Source organism: Hymenobacter terricola, from assembly GCF_017921975.2.
Taxonomy (GTDB): domain Bacteria; phylum Bacteroidota; class Bacteroidia; order Cytophagales; family Hymenobacteraceae; genus Hymenobacter; species Hymenobacter terricola.
The window spans coordinates 303527-321931 of the sequence record NZ_JAGEMO020000007.1; the positions used below are offsets into that span (position 1 = coordinate 303527).

Here is an 18405-nt window from a genome sequence, read left to right on the forward strand (position 1 = left end):
CCTTCCCTAATCCTTTTCAACTATGGACCTCAACAATAATAACATCGGCGACAGTACCGAGCTCCGGGCTCGCGGCAACTGGAACGACATTAAGGGCCAGGCTAAGCAGAAATGGGCCGGCCTGACTGATGATGACCTGACCTATGACGAAGGCAAGCAGGACGAATGGTTCGGCAAGCTCCAGCAGAAAACCGGCCAGAAGATTGATGACATCAAGAACTGGTTCAACGACAAAACCGACAACGCCACGGCTTCGAGCAAGGGCACCGAGCTGCGGGCGCGCGGCGACTGGAACCAGATTAAAGGCCAGGCCAAGCAGAAGTGGGGCAACCTCACCGACGACGACCTGAACTACGAAGAAGGCAAGCAGGACGAATGGTTCGGCAAGCTGCAAGAGAAAACCGGCCACGCCGTGGACGACATCAAGTCCTGGTTCAGCCGCACGTTCTAACCCGACTTTTCCCGATGAAATAAGGCGCCTTCCTAATCCACACGCCGCTATTTCATCATCAAAAGCCCCTCCTGTTACCAGGAGGGGCTTTTTTGTGGTTCCTTTTTCTTCTTTTGCTTCCCGGTTTGCCTTCGCCCGGCCTTGGGTACTGGCGCAACAGCAAACTTGGGTCTAACAGTAATTTTTTATCATTTTTCCCACGTCCCAATGCGTGAGCAAACCGCATACCTTAGCGCCCGGTAACAACCTTTCGCCAGTGTAGTGGTCAGGGGTCCATCCCGTTTCGGCCGCTACTTTTAATTCCGCACGCCCTTTACAGCCATGACCGAAGCCGACGAGAACAGCGCGCAGCTTTGGGAAACCTTTCGCGGGGGCGAAGCCCGGGCCCTGGCCGCGCTGTTCGAAATGTATTACGACGCCTTGTACCACTACGGGCTGAAGCTGACCGGCGACGAGGAGCTGGTGAAAGACTGCATTCAGAACCTGTTTCAAAAGCTGTGGCGGCGGCGCGAGGGCCTGCGCGCCGTGCAGGTAGTGAAGGCCTACCTGTTCAAAGCCCTGCGCCGCCACCTGGGCGACGAAACCAAGCTGTTGCAGCACCGGCACCTGCTGCCCAACTACACCGATTCGTTCGAAGTCACGTATTCGCACGAGGAGTTTCTGATTGCCCAGCAGGGCGATGCCGAGCAGAGTGCCCGGCTGCTGGCCGCCCTCAACCAGCTCTCGAAGCGCCAACGGGAAGCCCTGTACCTGAAGTTTTTCGACGGGTTTTCCTACGAGCGCATCGCCGAGGTGATGTCGCTCAACACCCAGTCGGTTCGCAATTTGATTTTCAATGCGTTGAAGACCTTGCGCAAGGTCCTGGTGGCGGCGCTGGCCCTGCTTTTCCTGCTGGCCAACTGAAGGTGGCGCCGCTGGCGATGCCCCAACGAGCCCGACCGGAACGGTCTGCCTGCTGCCTTTTATAAAAAAAGTTTTGCGAGGAATGAGTATAAACGGCCGCATCGGCCGTGATGGATATGAACGGGGCTGCCAGCGACTACCCGCCGCGCCGCGCAAACGCGGCACAGAGCCGCCCGCCCGTTCGCTATCTGCTTATGAAATACGCTGTTTACTCGACCGAGGATTTTTTGGCTGACGAGTCGTTTCAATCGTTTGTGGTTGGGACCGACCCCGCCGCCGTGCAGTTCTGGCAGACGTGGATAGCGCAGCACCCGGCCAAAGAAACTGAGTTTAATGATGCCGTGGCGGTGTTGGAGTTGCTGGCCACCCGCCAGCCGCTGCCCCTGCCCGAGGCCCTGAAGCAGATAGAAGCCGCCAAGCTGTGGCACAGCATGCACCCACCCGTAGCGCCCCGCGCCCAGCCGGCCTTGCGCGTGGGCCGGCGCGCCCGCCGTTGGGCCAGCGCCGCCGGGGCTGCCGTGGTATTGGGTTGCGCCGGCCTCGGCCTGTGGCAGCGCGCCGCCGCACCCACCACGGCCGCAGCCTGGACCAGCTATGCCACCCACAGCGGCGAACATCGCCAGGTGACGCTGCCCGACGGCTCCCGCGTGACCCTGAATGCCAACTCCGTACTGAAGCTGGCCACGGCCTGGCAGCCGGGCCAGGCCCGGGAGGTATGGCTGACGGGCGAGGCATTTTTTAATGTTCAACACACGGCGCCGGCGCAATTGAAAGCGGTGACAGCGGCCCCGGCCAATGTGAAATTCACGGTGCACGCCGGGCCGCTGGACGTGGCGGTGCTGGGCACGCAGTTCGACGTGCTGAACCGGCCGGGCCGGACGAATGTCATCCTGAAATCGGGTCAGGTGCAGCTGCGCCATCAGTTGGCCGGCCGCACCGAAGAGCTGCTGATGAAGCCCGGCGAGCTGGTGGAATACCGCCCGGCTGAGGCCCAGGCGCCCCTGGCCAAGCGCCCCGTGAATGCCGAGCTGTATGCCGCCTGGACCACCGGACACCTGGATTTCGACAATACGCCGGTTTCGGAAATTATCACCCTGTTGGAGGACACCTACGGCCTCCGGATTTCGGTGCGTGACCCGGCCCTGCGGCAGCAGAAGCTGACGGGCTCGGTGCCCAACCACGACGTGGACGCGCTGCTGAACGCCTTCGGCAAATCCCTGGATGTCAGCGTGCATCGCGAGGGCAACCGGGTGCGGCTCGACTGATTACTTGCTATTGAAGGCCTGTTCGGGCCGCTTTGCCCTGCTCTTCACCCTAGAATTCCCACCTATGGCACTGTTTACTCACTCGCTAAAGCTGCTCCCGCTGGTGTTGGCCGGAAGCCTGTGCGCGGCCCGGGCTCAAAGCCCGCTGGTAGCGCAGCTCAAGTCCACGCAGCAGCCCGAGCCGACGACGAACCGGCCGGGCGCCCGGGGCACTTCGCTGGAAAGCATTCTGCAGGAATTTAAAGTTGCGCACCACGCTTATTTCCTGTACCGCAGCGACTTAATCAAAGATAAATTCGTCAACATTGAGGCTCTGAGCTTCCGCAGCTGGGAAGATAAGCTGACGTATGCCGTGACGGTGAGCGGCCTGCGCGTGGAGAAAACCGACCGCAACGTGTACGTCATCTCGGGGCCAAAATCTTCCAGCCCCAGCCTGCAATCGATTGGGGCGGGCAGCGGGCCCAGCGTGGCGGGCTGGGAAATGGCCGGCGCCATCAGCCCGGTGCCCGTAACGGTTCGGGGCCAGGTGGTTGGGCCCGACAAAGCGCCCATTCCGGGGGTGACGGTGCTGGTGAAAAACACCACCAACGGCACCACCACCGATGCGGAGGGCAATTTCTCCCTCAGTCTACCTGATGCCGACGGAACGCTGGTTATTTCCGCCATCGGCTTCGTAACGCAGGAAGTACCGCTGCAAGGGCGCACGCAAGTGAATGTGGCCCTGCAAACCGACGTGAAAGCCCTGGAGGAAGTGGTGGTGTTAGGCTACTACAGCCAGAAAAAAACTGACCTGACGGGGGCAGTTTCGCAAATTAATCAGCGTGACATTGGCAGCATTCCGGTGACGGGCGTAGCCCAGATTATGCAGGGTAAAGCAGCCGGAGTGGCCATTACGCAGGCCACCGGCGCACCCGGCGAGAACATTGCAGTGCGCATTCGTGGCGTGGGGACCATCAACGATAACGACCCACTTTACATCATCGACGGTGTGCCGACCAAGGACGGCATCAACCAGATTTCGCCCAATGATATTGAGAGCATCAACATTATAAAGGATGCGGCGGCGGCGGCTACGTACGGGGCGCGGGCCTCGAACGGAGTGGTGATTGTGACCACGAAGCGCGGCAAATCGGGCAAGCCCCGGCTGAGCGTGAGCGCCTATAGCGGGGTGCAAACGGCGGCCAACCTCATCAAAATGGCCAACACCAGCCAGTACGTGAACGCCTACAACGTGGCGGCGGTGAACGACGGCCGCGACCAGATTACCCCCGCGCTGGCCGCCACGCTGCCCGATGTGAACTGGCTGAAGGAAGTGCTGAAGCCCGCCCAGCAGTACAACGTGCAGGCCGACGTGAGCGGTGGCGGCGAAAACTCGCAGTACATCGTGTCGGGCAGCTACCTGAAGCAGGACGGCTTGATTCAGAACTCGTCGTACGACCGCTACAACCTGCGCACGGCGGTGAACAGCACGCTGTCGAAATACTTCAAGGTGGGCACCAACGCCAACCTTTCCTATGCCAAAACCCGGCAGGTGGGCACCTCCGGCGACGGGTTTGGCGACGGCAACCCGGGGGCCAGCATCGTGCGCTACGCCCTGTTCCGGACGCCGGCCACGCCGGTTTACAACGACCAGGGCCAGTTCGTGGATTTGCCGAAATCGAACGGCGTGCTGACGTCGGCCTTTTTCGGCGACGGCATCAACCCGGTGGCTTTGGCCGATGCGGCCGACCGCAACTTCAACGCCTACTCCATTTTGGGCAACGGCTACGTGGATTTTACGCCGGTGGAGCACCTGCGCATCCGCTCCGACTACGGCATCACCTTCCGCATCACCGATTACAAGCAGTTTTTCAAGACGTTCGGCATCGACCGCTCGTTCAACTCGCCGCCGCAGCTGGCCCAGTCCAACACCAACGAATTCAACTACAACTGGACCAACACCGCCACCTACGACCTGCCGGTGGGCGAGAGCATGTTCAACATTCTGGTGGGCACGGAGGCCATTAAGAATAACATCAAAGCCATTTCGGCCTCGCGCCGGGGCTACGTCGACCAGTCGGCCACGTTCCAGTACCTCGACGCCGGCACCGGCATCCAGCAGAACGGCGGGGGCCAGTCGCACTCGTCGCTGCTCTCGGCGTTTGGGCGGCTGGGCTACAGCTATAAGGAACGGTACCTGGCCAGCTTCAACTTCCGGCGCGATGCCTCGTCGCAATTCTTGCCGGGGCAGCGGGCGCAAAGCTTTTATTCGGGCTCAGTGGGCTGGAACCTGGCCCAGGAAGGCTTTATGCAGAACTTCTCGGCCTTTTCGCTGCTCAAAGTGCGGGCCAGCGTGGGCCAGCTTGGCAACTCGGCTATCGGCAACTATCCGTATGCCTCGCTGATAAGCAACACCGGCTATTATCCGTTCGGCGGGGTGTCGACCCAGGGCCTGAGCATCGTAACCAAGGGCAACCCGAACATCCGCTGGGAAACCAGCACCCAGACCGACGTGGGCCTCGATATGGGCCTGCTGAAAGGTGCTTTGCAGCTCACGGTGGACTATTTCATCAAGAATACGTCGAATGTGCTGCTGTTTCTGCCGCAGCCCAGCAGCGCCGGGGCCGGCGGCAACCCGGCCGTGAACGCCGGCAAAATCCGCAACAAGGGCCTGGAAGTGGAACTGTCGTACCGCAACTCCATCGGCAAGGACTGGAGCTTTGGGGTGACGGGCAACATGGCCACGCTCAGTAACGAAGTGGTGTCGCTCGGCAGTGCCGCGCCAATTGTGGGCGGGCGCATCGATAACAACTACTACGCCACGCTCACCGCCGTGGGCCACCCCATCGGCTCGTTCTACCTGCTCCAGACGGAGGGTATTTTCCAGAATGCGCAGGAAGTTTTCACCCACGCCTACCAGGGGCCGGGCATCAAGCCGGGCGACGTGAAATTTAAGGACATCAGCGGGCCGGACGGCGTGCCCGACGGCATCATTGACGGCTACGACCGCACCTTCGTGGGCAGCCCGATTCCGACGCTCACCTACGGCCTGACCGCCAACGTGCGCTACAAGCACCTCGATTTGAGCGTCTTCTTCCAGGGCATCTCCGGCAACAAGATTTACAACCAGGTCAACACCGACATTGAAGGCTTTTACCGGGCCTTCAACCTGACCGAGCGGGCCGCCACCAACTACTGGACCGGCGAGGGCAGCACCAACGTGTACCCGCGCCTGTCGTGGACCGGCGCCACCAACAACAAGCAGCCCTCCGACCGCTTCCTCGAATCGGGCTCCTACCTGCGGCTCAAGAACGTGCAGCTGGGCTACACCTTCGGCGATAAGCTGCTGGCGCCCGTGCACATCTCCTCGGTGCGCCTCTACGCCAGCGTGCAGAACCTGCTCACATTCACCAAGTACACCGGCCTCGACCCCGAGCAGGGCACCAACAGCAACTCGCTGGGCGACGGCGTGCGGGCCACGGGCATCGACTTCGGGACTTACCCCTCGGCGCGCACCTTCACGGTGGGCATCAACGCGGGCTTTTAGCTGATTTTGATTGTCCGAACAGAAAACAAGAACGTCATGCAGAGCAGAGTGGAGTCGAAGCATCTCGCTTGCCACCACCAATCAAACCCGCTGCAATGATTGAATTACTACCACACGCGGGATGCTTCGACTTCGCTGCGCTCCGCTCTGCATGACGTTCTGCCCCTTTCCAACACGTGCTGCCTCCCTCCCCAAAAACCACCCTTTCCCCATGAAATTCCCACCCCTTGCATTCGGCTTGCTCGCCACCCTGGCATTGGCTACGGCGGGCTGCGATAAATTCCTGGACCAACCCGTGCTGGGGCAGTACGAGGCCGGTCAGTTCTTCACGTCGAACACCAACGCCGTGCTGGCCGTGAACGCCGCCTACGTGCCGCTCTCGTTCCGCGACGCGGCCAGCAACCCGCTGTGGGTGCTGGGCGACGTGGCCTCCGACGACGCCGTGAAAGGCAGCAACCCCGGCGACCAGGCCGATTTCGAGAACATCGACCAGTTCAACATCACGCCCACCAACGCGGCCGTGGAAGCCATGTGGAAGCGCTACTACGACGGAATATTCAAGTGCAACGTGGTGACCGACGGCCTGCCCGCCACCAACGCCGCCGTGAGCGCCGACGTGCGCCAGCAGGTGCTGGGCCAGGCGCAGTTCCTGCGGGCGTACTACTACTTCCAGCTCACCACCATCTACGGCCGCATTCCGCTGCGCGTGAAGGTGGAAACCCCCGAGGAGCTGCAAAGCCCGGCCCGCGACCAAACCGTCATCTACGCCCAGATTGAGGCCGACTGCCAGGCCGCCGCCACGGCGCTGCCCGCCACCTGGACCGGGGCCGACATCGGCCGGGCCACCAAGGGCGCGGCCCTGGCGCTGCTGGCCAAAACGTATTTGTATGAGAAGAAATGGGCCCTGGCCGCCACCACGGCCCAGCAGGTAACGGCGCTGGGCTACACCCTGCTGCCCGTGTTCGCCGATAATTTCCGGGCGGCCACCAAGAACAATGCGGAGGCCATTTTCTCGGTGCAGCACACCGCGGGCCTCAGTCCGAACCAGGGCAATAACCTGAACCAGTGGTTTGCCCCGCGCCAGCAGAACGGCTACGGATTCTTTTACCCCACCCGCAGCCTGGTCAATAATTTCGAGCAAACCCCGGCCGGCGTGTACGACCCGCGCCTCGACTACTCGGTGGGCCGGCTCGGCCAGTCGTTTTTCGGCGTGCCCTTCGACACCACCTGGACCACCACCGGCTACCTCTCCAAGAAGCACTTGCAGCCGCTCAGCGAGGTGCCGGCCAACACCAAGGGCGACGGCAACCTGAACTACCAGGCCATTCGCTACGCCGAGGTGCTGCTCATTGAGGCCGAGGCCAGCAACGAGGCCGGCAACCCCGCCGCCGCCCTCGTGGCCCTGAATAAAGTGCGCAAACGGGCCCGCGAAAGCTACCTCAACGACCGCACCCTGCCCGGCTTCGGCACGGTGCCGGTGGGCCTGCTGCCCGACATCACCACCACCGACCAGGGCCAGCTGCGCGACAACATCCGCCGGGAGCGGCGCTCGGAACTGGCCCTGGAATTCCAGCGCTTCTTCGACGTCATCCGCTACGGCGAGCCCTACGCCCGCCTGGCGTTCAGCGACCGGCCCAACTTCAACTACGCCCGCCACAAGTTTTTCCCGGTGCCGCAGAGCGAGCGCGACACCAACAAAAGCCTGGGCCTCTAGCCGCGCTTCCCGCCAACTTTTTCCCACTTTTTAATTCCCACAATTTTCTCAACCTCCCCATGAAAAACGCTAAGGTTTACCTCTTCATCCTGGCCTTGCTGATGTTCGGCGCCGCGTCGGTGATATCATCCTGTTCGAAGTCCAACGATTCGACGCCCGCTCCCACCGCCGATAAAGCCAAGCTCTCGGCCCTGATTGACTCGGTGAACACCGTGTACACGGCCGCCGTGGAAGGCACCAAGCCCGGCACCTACGCCGCGGGCTCGAAAGCCATCCTGAAAACCTCCATCGACCTGGCTACCACGACCAAGAATGACGGCGCGGCCACCCAGGCCACCGTCAACACCTCCGAATCCAGCCTGCGCCGCGCGGCCAAAACGTTCCAGAACAGCCTCATTCAGGAAGTATCGGCGGCTAACCTGGTGGCCCAGTGGAAATTTGCCGGCAATGCCAACGACGCCACGGCCAACGCCAACAACGGCGTGCTGAAGACCGGCCCGGCCGGCGCGGCCCCCACTTTCCCCGCGGCCCCGGCCGATGGCACGGTGCTGCCCATCGCGGTAGCCGACCGCTTTGGCCGGGCCAACCAGGCGTATGAGTTCAACGGCGGCGCCTACATCGAAGTCCCCTACCGTCTGGCCCTGAACCCGCAGGCCATCACCATCAGCGCCTGGGTGAAGCCCTTCGATTCGAACCCGGACAACTACATCGTGTCGCTGAACCGGTGGACGGGCTACAAATTCCAGCTGCAAGGCGACCGCAAGCCCTTCCTGACCGTGACCACCACCAACACCACCAACCCCATTTCGGACCGTGACGCGGCTTCGGGCATCGTGGCCGTCAATGTGTGGTCGCACGTCGTTTCCTCCTATGTCGACGGCACCATGAAGTTCTACATCAACGGCGCGCTGGTGAAAACCTGGACCGACGTTACGGGCACCATCCGGGCCGTGGGCCAGCAAGTGCCCCTGTGCATTGGCCAGCAGCTGCCGAAGAACATCTACAACAGCGCCCCCACCGCCGGCCAGGCCGCCGACTACTTCCAGTACTACAGCCCGGCTTACTTTAAGGGCCAGATGGATGACATCCGCATCTACAACCGCGCCCTGTCCGATGCCGAGGTGCAGTCCATCTTCACCATCGAAAACACGCTGTAGCGCTACGTCTGGATTAAGCAAAATGTAATGAGAACGTCATGCTGAGCTTGCCGAAGCATCTCTACCGGGGAAGTAATCAGATTTACTATTGCGGTAGAGATGCTTCGGCAAGCTCAGCATGACGTTCTTACAGCCGTCCATATCCTCAAAAACCCTCCCGTCTCCCACTGTTCTGACCCTGGAATGGTGGGGGATTTTTTTAGGCCCTTATTCTTCGTAATCGCATGATTCGCCCCGACCTTTCCGCTCCCCGCCTGGCCGGCAGCGCCGCTACGCTGGCCCTGGCCCTGCTGCTGGGCTGCAACGGCACCGACCGCTCCACCCCCGACGCCACCCCGCCCGGCCCCGATAGCTGGCAGCTGGTGAACTTCGTGAAAGCCGACAGCCTCAACCCCATCATGGGGCCGAGCCCGGTGGGCGTGTTTCAGGACCCCATCCTCAGCCGGCCCATTCATTGGGAAGAAAAAGACGTCTTCAACCCCGCCGTGGTGGTGAAGGACGGCAAAATCTACATGCTGTACCGGGCCGAAAACCTGGTGACGCCTACCGTGGGCAAAACCTCCCGCATCGGCCTGGCCAGCAGCACCGACGGCGTGCACTTCACCCGCATGGCCACGCCCGTGCTTCACCCCGACAACGACGCCCAGAAACGCTGGGAATGGCCCGGCGGCACCGAGGACCCCCGCGTGGTGGAGGACGACCAGCACACCTACTACATGACCTACACCGCCTACGACGGCAACAAGGCCCGCCTGCACATCGCCACCAGCCCCGACCTGCTGCACTGGACCAAATACGGCAACGTGTTCGCCCAGTTCAGCGGCGGCAGCTACGTGGATAAGTGGACCAAATCGGGCTCCATCGTGTCGCGCTACGAGACCGACGGCCGCATTATCGCCACCAAAATCAACGGCAAATACTGGATGTACTGGGGCGACGCCCAAATCTGGCTGGCCTCGTCCGATGACCTCATTCACTGGACGCCCATCGAAATGGCCCCCGGCGAAAAGCCGCCCGTGCCCCTGCGCGCCCAGGCCCTCACCATGCCCAATCTGAAGATTGTGCTGCCCACCCGCGAAGGCAAGTTCGACAGCGACCTGGTGGAATCCGGCCCGCCGGCCATGATTACCGACCAGGGCATCCGCCTGATTTATAACAGCCGCAACGAGCCGTCCTTCGGCGACCCGGCCCTGCCGGTGGGCACCTACTCCGCCGCCCAGGCTTTGTTCGACAAAAACGACCCCAGCAAACTGCTCAAACGCATGGACACCTACTTCATGCGCCCCGAGAAAGCCTACGAAACCACCGGCCAGGTCAATCAGGTGGTGTTTCTGGAAGGCCTCGCCCGCTTCAACTCGAAGTGGTTCCTATACTACGGCACGGCTGATTCCAAGATTGCCGTGGCCAAGCGGCCGGTGGAGTAATTTGGAGCACTCGCACGATAAAAACCGTCAGGCGGCAGAACGTCATGCTGAGCTTGTCGAAGCATCTCGCGTGGGAGAGTAATCAATGCCGTTTTCACGATTGAGTTACTCCCCCACGCGAGATGCCTCGGCTGCGCTCGGCATGAAGGCCTTGCGCCTGACGTTCTTTTTTCTACCTTTCCATTCTCTCCCTCCTCCCCCCCCCAATCTCCCTCATGCAAAGCACCGCGGCCATCAGCACCCCTGCCAAAGTCCCGTTCACCGAGAAGAAATACATCCCGACGCTCATCTTTGTCTCGTCGCTGTTCATGCTCTGGGCCATTGCCATCACCATGGGCGACGTGCTGAACAAGCACTTCCAGAACGTGCTCAGCGTGAGCAAGGCGCAGTCGGGGCTGGTGCAGTTTTCCATCTTCGGGGCGTATGCCGTGATGGGCATTCCGGCGGGCCTGTTCATGAAGCGCTTTGGCTACAAGCGCGGCGTGCAGCTGGGCCTGGGGCTGTATGCGCTGGGGGCTTTCCTGTTTGTGCCGGCGGCCAATGCCGGCTCGTTCACCTTCTTCCGGGGCGCGCTGTTCATTCTGGCCTGCGGACTGGCCACGCTGGAGGCGGTGGCGCACCCCTTCATGGCCGCCCTCGGACCGGAAAAAACCAGCGACCAGCGCCTGAACTTCGCCCAGTCGTTCAACGGCCTGGGCGCGGTGGTGGGGCCGCTGCTGGGCAGCTACTTCATCCTAAGCGGCGCCCGCTCGCACGTCGCCGGCGATTTAACTTCGGTAAAAAGCCTGTACCTGGCCATTGGCAGCGTCATTCTGGTAATTGCCGTGGCTTTTTCCTTCGTGAAAGTACCGCCCTTGCAGGACGCCCACGCCGCCCTTCCTGCCGAAACCGAAGCCGGCTTCTACTCCGGCACGGCCGAGGAAGTCCCGCAGGCCAAGGGCTTGTTTCAGCACAGCCACTTCAAATGGGCCTGGCTGGCGCAGTTCCTCAACGTGGCGGCGCAGGGCGGCACCTGGGCCTTTTTCATCAACTACGGGGTCGAGAAAATGCACTTCACCGACAAGGTGGCGGCCGGCTATTTCTCCCTGTTTATGGTCCTGATGATGAGCGGACGCTTCGTGGGCACCTTCCTCATGCGCTACATCGCCCCCAACAAGCTGCTGGCCGCCTTCGCCCTGGCCAACGTGGGCATGTGCCTCCTCGTGGCCCAAAGTTGGGGCTGGCCGTCGTTCATCGCCCTGCTGCTGATTAATTTCTTCTTCAGCATCATGTTTCCCACCATTTTTTCACTCGGCATCAAGGAGCTGGGCCCGCAAACCCAGCAGGCCTCGTCCATCCTGGTGATGGCCGTGGCCGGCGGCGCGGTGTTCCCCTACCTCATGGGCAAAATCGCCAACCACGACATCGGGGCCGCGTATTATCTGCCCATCATCTGCTACGCGTTCATCGCCTTGTTTGGGGCGCGGCTGTACCGGGTGCGGTAGGGAGCCGGCTACAAACCGTCAAACACGTCGGTCCATTCCACCGCCAGGCCGGGCAGCACCGCCGAGGGCATGGGCCCCGGCGCGGCATACTCGCCGGCCAGCTCGTAGCGCTCGTTTTCGAGTACGTAGGCCAGCACCGTTTTTTCGCCTGGAAACAACACCCAGTACTCGCACACGCCGCTTTCCTGGTACAGGTCGAACTTAATTTTCGTGTCGCGGCCCACGTTGCCGGGCGACACGATTTCGATTATCCAATCGGGCGCACCCAGGCAGCCGCGCTGGTCAATCTTGCCCGCATCGCACACCACGCAGATATCCGGCTGCACCACAGTCTGAATCTGGGCGTCGCTGTTGGGTGTGCCGCGGGTGGGGCGCACGTCAAATGGGGCGTGGAACATCTCGTACGGGCTCGTGCGCAGGAAGGTCAGAATGGCGTATTCCAGCCGCTGCGACAATTTCTGATGCTGCGTACTTGGCCCGGTCATCGGCCGCATCAGCTTGCCTTTGATTAGCTCAACAAACTCATCAAACTTCCAGGCCACGTAATCGGCGTAGGTGTAGGTCTTCGTGAAATCGAGTTGCGACAGGGAGGTAATGGGAGGCATGACGGCCAAGAAGTTGGGTTAAAGCAAAGAGTACGAGCCCCGGACGGGCATCAAGCGTTGGCGGCCTCGGCCACGTAGTCCGCCAGGTACCGGTAGCGCTCCGTGAGCTCGCCGTGGCTGGCGATGGTGGCGCGGGCCACGACGTCGTCCGCATCGCGGCCCAGCAGGTGGGGAAACACGTTGTCCAGCAGCTGGCGGCCGAAGTCGCGGCTGGCGTTGCGGGGCAGCTCGCAGGGCAGGTTGTCCACGGCCATCACCGTGATATTATCGGGTCGGGAATAGGGCGGCTCCAATTCCTCGGTGCGGGGGCTGAAGTCGTAGGCGGGGTCGGCAATGGTGCTGGCCCGGCGCGTGACCGGTACCGAGCCATTGATGTCGCACGTCACGTCGGCAATGGTGTTGATGTGGAAATCGGGCCGGTGCAGGTCGGCCAGCTCAAACAGCTTGGGGGCCGCCGGGTGCCAGTAGGCGCAGGCAATGAGCAGGTCCGTGACGGGCAGAAACAGGCCGAACGTGGACTCGTATTCCTCGGGGTGCTGATGGAAGTTCTGGGTGTCCCACACGCGGCCGTCGCGGCGGCGGTTGTAGTCCGAGCTCAGCAGCTGGGTGTACACCGGCTCGTTGAAATCGAGGTACAGGTAGTCGTACACGCTCACCCGCCGAATGCCCATGCGGTCGAGCACTTCCAGCGCGCCCTGCGCCACGCGCCCCGAGCCGGTGACGGCCATCTTGATGGCCGGCAGCTTGCGCACCTTGAAAAACTCCTCCTGCATGTCGTCCATGTCGAGGCACTCGTGGGCCGGCTTGAGGGCAAACAGGCCGTGCTTGCGGCCGTAGGTGAGCAGGCCATTATAGGCCCCCACAATGCCGGCGTAGCGCCCAAAAGCCACGATGCGCTCGCTGCGCGCATTGGTCAGCAGCTCGTAATCGATGAGGGTAATGTGCTTCTTCAGCACCTCGCGCAGCAGGTTGCGGTTGGCGGGCTGCATCTTCACGGTGTGCGAAAAGAAGACGTAGGTTTTGTTGGGAATGAGCTGGTCGAGGGGCACTTCCTTCACGCCCAGCAGCACGTCGCAAGCACTCACATCGTCGCGCACCTCAATGCCGAGGTCGCGGTACTCCTGGTCGGTGTAGCTGCGCACGGCGCTGCTTTGCACCACCACGCGCAGGCCGGGGAAGGTGGCCTGGGCTTCAATACATTTCTTGGGGGTGAGGGGGACGCGCTTGTCAGGCGGGGTTTTGCCTTCGCGAATAAGGCCGATGGTAAAGGGCATGGGCGGGGGTGGGATGGTTGGGAGCCGCAAAGCTAGAATTTTTGGGGTTGGCCACTGCCGGCCGGCTACCCCGCGCCCGGCAGTGGCCAACCCCAAAAGCCGCGTCCCGTCACCAAAATCACCGAAAAGCGCAACTTTAGTCACAAAAATTGCTATTACTGAACTTACTCGCGCTGTTGCGGACCCTATGAGTGCTGTTAAAGAGCCTACCAGAACTATTGCGGGGCCTATTAGTGCTGAGGACAAGCTTACGATTGCTGTAGCGGGACTTACGGGCACAGCTGCCGGTCCTACGGGGCTTCGGAGCCGGCCAACGGGCCCCATTTGCCGGGCCGCTGGCGCCGTCGGCAATCCTTTCAGCCCTACCTTTGTTATCCCGGAACTCAGCCCCCTCCCCCATCTTTTTTTTGTGTTTATGTCGTTGAAATTCTCGCCAGTCGACGTTTTTGAAGCCCGTCACAACGCCCCCGGTGCCGCCGCCCAAGCAGAAATGCTGCGCACCATCGGGGTCGAAAGCATTGAGCAGCTGATAGACGAAACCGTGCCGCCCGCCATCCGCCTCAAGCGCGCCCTGGACCTGCCCGTCGCCCTCAGCGAACGGGCTTTTTTGGCTAAATTCAAACAAATTGCCGGCCAGAATCAGGTGTTCAAGTCCTACATCGGCCTCGGCTACCACGACACCACCCTGCCCCCGGTTATCCAGCGCAACATCCTGGAAAACCCCGGCTGGTACACCGCCTACACGCCCTACCAGGCCGAAATCGCGCAAGGCCGCCTCGAAGCCCTCATCAATTACCAGACCGTGGTAATTGACCTCACCGGCCTCGAAATCGCCAACGCCAGCCTGCTCGACGAAGGCACCGCCGCCGCCGAGGCCATGCACCTGCTGCACTCGCAGACCAAGAAAAAGGCCGCCAACCAATACTTCGTCTCGGAGCAGGTATTGCCCCAGACCATCGACCTGCTGCGCACCCGCGCCACCCCGGTCGGCATCGAGCTGGTAGTGGGCGACCACCGCCAGGTGGACCTCAGCAACGACGGCTTCTTCGGCGCGATGGTGCAGTACCCCGCCGCCGATGGCGAGGTATTCGACTACAAAGACTTCATCGCCGACGCCCGCAAACACGATGTTTTCGTGGTAATGGCGGCCGATTTGCTGGCCCTCACGCTGCTCACTTCGCCCGGCGAGCTGGGCGCCGATGTGTGCGTGGGCAACTCCCAGCGCTTCGGCGTGCCGATGGGCTACGGCGGCCCGCACGCCGGCTTCTTCTCCTGCCGCGAGCAGTTCAAGCGCGTGATTCCCGGCCGCCTCATCGGCCAGAGCGTGGATGCGGCCGGCAACAAAGCCTACCGCATGGCCCTGCAAACCCGCGAGCAGCACATCCGCCGCGAGAAGGCCACCAGCAACATCTGCACCGCGCAGGTATTGCTGAGCGTGCTGGCCGGCATGTACGCCGTGTACCACGGCCCGCAGCGCCTCCAGCAATTCGCCACCAACACCCACCTGCTGGCCCAAACCCTGGAAGCCGGCCTGAAGAAACTGGGCGTGGAGCAAACCAACGAGCACTACTTCGACACCCTGAACCTGCGCCTGGAAAGCGTCGAAATGCAGCAGGCCCTGAAGAAGGAAGCCGAAGTTGCCCGCCTCAACTTCCGCTATTTCGAGGATGTGCGCGTCGGCATTTCTCTGAACCAGAACACTGAGCTGCACGACGTGGCCGACATTCTGGACGTCTTCGCCAAGGTTCTGGGCAAGGAAGCCGACCAGCTGGCCGCAGAAATTGCCGCCGCCGAGCTGCACGTTCCCGCCGCCCTCGTGCGCAGCAGCGAATACCTCACGCACCCCGTCTTCAACACGCACCACGCCGAACACGAGATGCTGCGCTACATGAAGCAGCTCGAAAACAAGGACCTCAGCCTGGCGCACTCCATGATTGCGCTCGGCTCGTGCACCATGAAGCTGAACGCCACCGCCGAAATGATTCCGGTGACCTGGCCCGAAATCGGCGGCCTCCACCCCTTCGCTCCCGTGGAGCAGGCCAAAGGCTACGAGCAAATCTTCTCCGACCTGCAAGCCTGGCTCTGCGAAATCACCGGCTTTGCGGCTGTCAGCCTCCAGCCCAACTCGGGTGCGCAGGGCGAGTACGCCGGCCTGCTGGCCATCAAAGGCTACCACGATGCGCGCGGCGACCACCACCGCACGGTGGCCCTCATTCCGGCCTCGGCTCACGGCACCAACCCCGCCTCGGCCGTGATGGCCGGCATGCAGGTAGTAGTGGTGAAAAGCACCGAAGACGGCAACATCGACGTGGCCGACCTCAAGGCCAAAGCCGAGCAGTACGCCGCCAATCTCAGCTGCCTGATGGTGACCTACCCCAGCACCCACGGCGTGTACGAGGAAACCATTATCGACATCTGCGCCACCATTCACAGCCACGGCGGCCGCGTGTACATGGACGGGGCCAACATGAACGCCCAAGTGGGCCTCACCTCCCCCGCCACCATCGGGGCCGATGTTTGCCACCTCAACCTGCACAAAACTTTCTGCATTCCGCACGGCGGCGGCGGCCCCGGCGTGGGCCCCATCGGCGTGGTAGCCGACCTGATTCCCTACCTGCCCGGCCACGCCGTAATCCCGGTTGAAGGCCGCGCCAGCGGCTCGGTTTCGGCCGCGCCGTGGGGTTCGGCCAGCATCCTGCCCATCAGCTACGCCTACATTTCGATGATGGGCGGCGACGGCTTGCAGCGCGCCACCCAGCTGGCCATTCTCAACGCCAACTACATCAAGGCCCGCCTCGAAGCGCACTACCCGGTGCTCTACACCGGCAGCCACGGCCGCTGCGCCCACGAAATGATTCTCGACTGCCGCCACTTCAAAAAGGCCGGCATTGAAGTCGAAGACATCGCCAAGCGCCTCATGGACTACAACTTCCACGCGCCCACCGTTTCCTTCCCGGTAGCCGGCACGCTGATGATTGAGCCCACCGAAAGCGAAAGCAAAGCCGAGCTCGACCGTTTCTGCGACGCCATGATTTCCATCCGCAAGGAAATCGCCGAAGTAGAAACCGGCCGCGCCGATGCCAAGGAGAACGTGCTCAAGCACGCTCCGCACACCGCCGCCACCGTCCTGGTGCACGAGTGGACGCGACCCTACACCCGCGAGCAGGCCGTGTTCCCGATGGAATACGTGCGCGCCAATAAGTTCTGGCCCGCCGTCAGCCGCATCGACTCGGCCTACGGCGACCGCAACCTGATTTGCAGCTGCACCCCGATTGAGGAGTACGCCGACCAGGAAGAGCACCTGGTGCAAGCCGACAAAGGCCCGTCGTATTAAGGAGTTGATAATTAACAGGTAAAAAGCCCGTCTGACGATTCAGGCGGGCTTTTTACCTGTTAATTATCAACTTTTAACTCATTTATTGCCTCGCTCGCCGAAGCAGCGGCGGTCCATGTAGCCAACAACAGTCTTGCCGTCCTTGTCGAGCCGCACACGCACGAAATACGCGTTGATGGTATCCGTGACCTGCACTTCGTTGCTGGCGGTGGTTTGCGACAGCACCGCGGAAGTTTTTTTCATGCCGTCGTACACGGGGCAATCCACGATGGTGTTGTGCGGGACGGGCGCCCGGTTGGCGGGAGTTTTGGTTAGCTCGTCGCGGGCGGACGAGCAGGCAGCCAGCAGGCCCATTGCAAGCAAAACCAATAGGCCAGTACTTTTCATTGACAACATCAGAAATATAGAATGGGAATTCGGGGGTAAGGTAGGACAAAATCTGGTTATGTCAATATCTCACGGCCGTTCTAAGCTAGAAGTAAACGTGATTTCCTGGCACCTAAAGTTGAACGTCACGCCCGGATTCTTCGTTAATATGACAGCCCACAAAACTGCTCCGTTCCACCCGAAAACCGGCGTTTTAGGCCTTCTTTACTTCTAACCCCTATTCGTGTTTATGAACCGCATCACCCGTTTTCTGGCTCGTCCGCTTGCCTTGGCGGCAGTAGCTTTTGCGCTGCTGAGCACCGGCGGCTGCACCACTGCTTCCCGCGTGGGCGTAACCAACGATTTTGACCACGCTGTTAATTTCCGTGCCTATAAAACCTGGGCATGGTATCCGCAGCAGCCCCGCGATGCCGAAAGCGGCCCCGCTAAAGGCTACGAGTCGTTTCTGGACAAGCGCATGCGCGCTGCCGTAACCACGGAAATGACCCAGAAAGGCCTGACTGAAGTAACCACCGCGCCCGACATCTACATTGCCTACAGCGCCCGGGTGGAGGACAAGCAGCAGGTGTCGCCCTACTACAACGGCCTTGGCTACCCGTACGGCTACGGCTACGGCTACTACGGCCGCAACTACTCGCCCGTGACGCAGTACAAAGCCGGCACCGTGGTGATTGACGTTATCGATGCCCGCCGCAAAGAGCTGGCGTGGCGCGGCACGGGCCAGGCCCAGGTGAACCAAAACACCATCGACGAAGCCGAAACCCACCGCATTGTGAACGGCATTCTGAGCACCTACCCGCCGCAGGACAGCAACGCCCGCCGCTAATTTTGGCCGCTTTATCTGCATAAAAAGCCCCTTCCGTCAGGAAGGGGCTTTTTTT

General features: G+C 61.6%; 13 protein-coding genes. 10 read left to right on the plus strand and 3 right to left on the minus strand.

The genetic code is table 11. The features are described from left to right. The first annotated feature begins 22 nt into the window (after nucleotides 1–22). The 8 genes from J4G38_RS28945 to fucP all read left to right on the plus strand — a co-directional run bounded on the left by J4G38_RS28945 (nucleotide 23) and on the right by fucP (nucleotide 11924). On the plus strand, nucleotides 23–451 hold the full coding sequence (locus tag J4G38_RS28945; protein ID WP_317198184.1) for a CsbD family protein: 429 nt from the start codon (nucleotides 23–25) through the stop codon (nucleotides 449–451). A 321-nt stretch (nucleotides 452–772) separates the two neighbouring features. After that, a complete protein-coding gene (locus J4G38_RS08020) occupies nucleotides 773–1354 on the plus strand; it encodes an RNA polymerase sigma factor (RefSeq protein ID WP_210513697.1) in 582 nt (193 codons plus the stop codon). Between the two features lie 194 nt (nucleotides 1355–1548). Next, the gene (locus J4G38_RS08025) at nucleotides 1549–2619 is read left to right on the plus strand and encodes a FecR family protein (protein WP_210513696.1); all 1071 of its coding nucleotides are present in this window, start codon (nucleotides 1549–1551) and stop codon (nucleotides 2617–2619) included. A gap of 64 nt (nucleotides 2620–2683) precedes the next feature. Then, nucleotides 2684–6145 (plus strand): SusC/RagA family TonB-linked outer membrane protein, encoded by a 3462-nt coding sequence (locus J4G38_RS08030; RefSeq protein ID WP_210513695.1) that lies wholly within the window; start codon nucleotides 2684–2686, stop codon nucleotides 6143–6145. A 211-nt stretch (nucleotides 6146–6356) separates the two neighbouring features. Beyond that, complete coding sequence (locus J4G38_RS08035; RefSeq protein ID WP_210513694.1) at nucleotides 6357–7859, plus strand: RagB/SusD family nutrient uptake outer membrane protein; 1503 nt, start codon at nucleotides 6357–6359, stop codon at nucleotides 7857–7859. 59 nt (nucleotides 7860–7918) lie between these two features. Continuing rightward, the gene (locus J4G38_RS08040) at nucleotides 7919–9016 is read left to right on the plus strand and encodes a LamG domain-containing protein (protein ID WP_210513693.1); all 1098 of its coding nucleotides are present in this window, start codon (nucleotides 7919–7921) and stop codon (nucleotides 9014–9016) included. A 224-nt stretch (nucleotides 9017–9240) separates the two neighbouring features. Further along, entirely contained in the window at nucleotides 9241–10440 is a 1200-nt protein-coding gene (locus tag J4G38_RS08045) for a glycoside hydrolase family 130 protein (RefSeq protein ID WP_226163275.1), read from the plus strand. Between the two features lie 215 nt (nucleotides 10441–10655). Next, nucleotides 10656–11924, plus strand: coding sequence for an L-fucose:H+ symporter permease (fucP, locus tag J4G38_RS08050; RefSeq protein ID WP_210513692.1), 1269 nt, complete (start codon nucleotides 10656–10658; stop codon nucleotides 11922–11924). 8 nt (nucleotides 11925–11932) lie between these two features. Here the strand turns inward: fucP and J4G38_RS08055 are convergent, their stop codons facing one another. Both J4G38_RS08055 and J4G38_RS08060 read right to left on the minus strand, forming a co-directional pair. After that, nucleotides 11933–12529 carry a Uma2 family endonuclease gene (locus J4G38_RS08055; RefSeq protein ID WP_210513691.1) on the minus strand — a complete coding sequence of 199 codons (597 nt, stop codon included), beginning with the start codon at nucleotides 12527–12529 and terminating at the stop codon, nucleotides 11933–11935. A 50-nt stretch (nucleotides 12530–12579) separates the two neighbouring features. Further along, nucleotides 12580–13803: an NAD(P)-dependent oxidoreductase gene (locus J4G38_RS08060; protein WP_210513690.1), complete on the minus strand. Its 1224-nt coding sequence runs from the start codon at nucleotides 13801–13803 to the stop codon at nucleotides 12580–12582. Between the two features lie 415 nt (nucleotides 13804–14218). Between J4G38_RS08060 and gcvP the strand changes: the two genes are divergently transcribed. Continuing rightward, nucleotides 14219–17137 (plus strand): aminomethyl-transferring glycine dehydrogenase, encoded by a 2919-nt coding sequence (gene gcvP / locus J4G38_RS08065; RefSeq protein WP_210513689.1) that lies wholly within the window; start codon nucleotides 14219–14221, stop codon nucleotides 17135–17137. A gap of 78 nt (nucleotides 17138–17215) precedes the next feature. Here the strand turns inward: gcvP and J4G38_RS08070 are convergent, their stop codons facing one another. After that, nucleotides 17216–17524: a hypothetical protein gene (locus J4G38_RS08070; RefSeq protein ID WP_210513688.1), complete on the minus strand. Its 309-nt coding sequence runs from the start codon at nucleotides 17522–17524 to the stop codon at nucleotides 17216–17218. Nucleotides 17525–17753: 229 nt separating this feature from the next. Between J4G38_RS08070 and J4G38_RS08075 the strand changes: the two genes are divergently transcribed. Further along, complete coding sequence (locus J4G38_RS08075; protein ID WP_210513687.1) at nucleotides 17754–18350, plus strand: DUF4136 domain-containing protein; 597 nt, start codon at nucleotides 17754–17756, stop codon at nucleotides 18348–18350. Nucleotides 18351–18405 lie beyond the last annotated feature (55 nt).

Coding starts and splice junctions, on each gene's coding strand:
- J4G38_RS08025 (WP_210513696.1), top strand. CDS start 1,549: ATGAAATACGCTGTTTACTCGACCGAGGATTTTTTGGCTGACGAGTCG.
- J4G38_RS08060 (WP_210513690.1), bottom strand. CDS start 13,803: ATGCCCTTTACCATCGGCCTTATTCGCGAAGGCAAAACCCCGCCTGAC.
- gcvP (WP_210513689.1), top strand. CDS start 14,219: ATGTCGTTGAAATTCTCGCCAGTCGACGTTTTTGAAGCCCGTCACAAC.
- J4G38_RS08030 (WP_210513695.1), top strand. CDS start 2,684: ATGGCACTGTTTACTCACTCGCTAAAGCTGCTCCCGCTGGTGTTGGCC.
- J4G38_RS08045 (WP_226163275.1), top strand. CDS start 9,241: ATGATTCGCCCCGACCTTTCCGCTCCCCGCCTGGCCGGCAGCGCCGCT.
- J4G38_RS08040 (WP_210513693.1), top strand. CDS start 7,919: ATGAAAAACGCTAAGGTTTACCTCTTCATCCTGGCCTTGCTGATGTTC.
- J4G38_RS08020 (WP_210513697.1), top strand. CDS start 773: ATGACCGAAGCCGACGAGAACAGCGCGCAGCTTTGGGAAACCTTTCGC.
- J4G38_RS08070 (WP_210513688.1), bottom strand. CDS start 17,524: ATGAAAAGTACTGGCCTATTGGTTTTGCTTGCAATGGGCCTGCTGGCT.
- J4G38_RS08035 (WP_210513694.1), top strand. CDS start 6,357: ATGAAATTCCCACCCCTTGCATTCGGCTTGCTCGCCACCCTGGCATTG.
- J4G38_RS08055 (WP_210513691.1), bottom strand. CDS start 12,529: ATGCCTCCCATTACCTCCCTGTCGCAACTCGATTTCACGAAGACCTAC.
- J4G38_RS28945 (WP_317198184.1), top strand. CDS start 23: ATGGACCTCAACAATAATAACATCGGCGACAGTACCGAGCTCCGGGCT.
- fucP (WP_210513692.1), top strand. CDS start 10,656: ATGCAAAGCACCGCGGCCATCAGCACCCCTGCCAAAGTCCCGTTCACC.
- J4G38_RS08075 (WP_210513687.1), top strand. CDS start 17,754: ATGAACCGCATCACCCGTTTTCTGGCTCGTCCGCTTGCCTTGGCGGCA.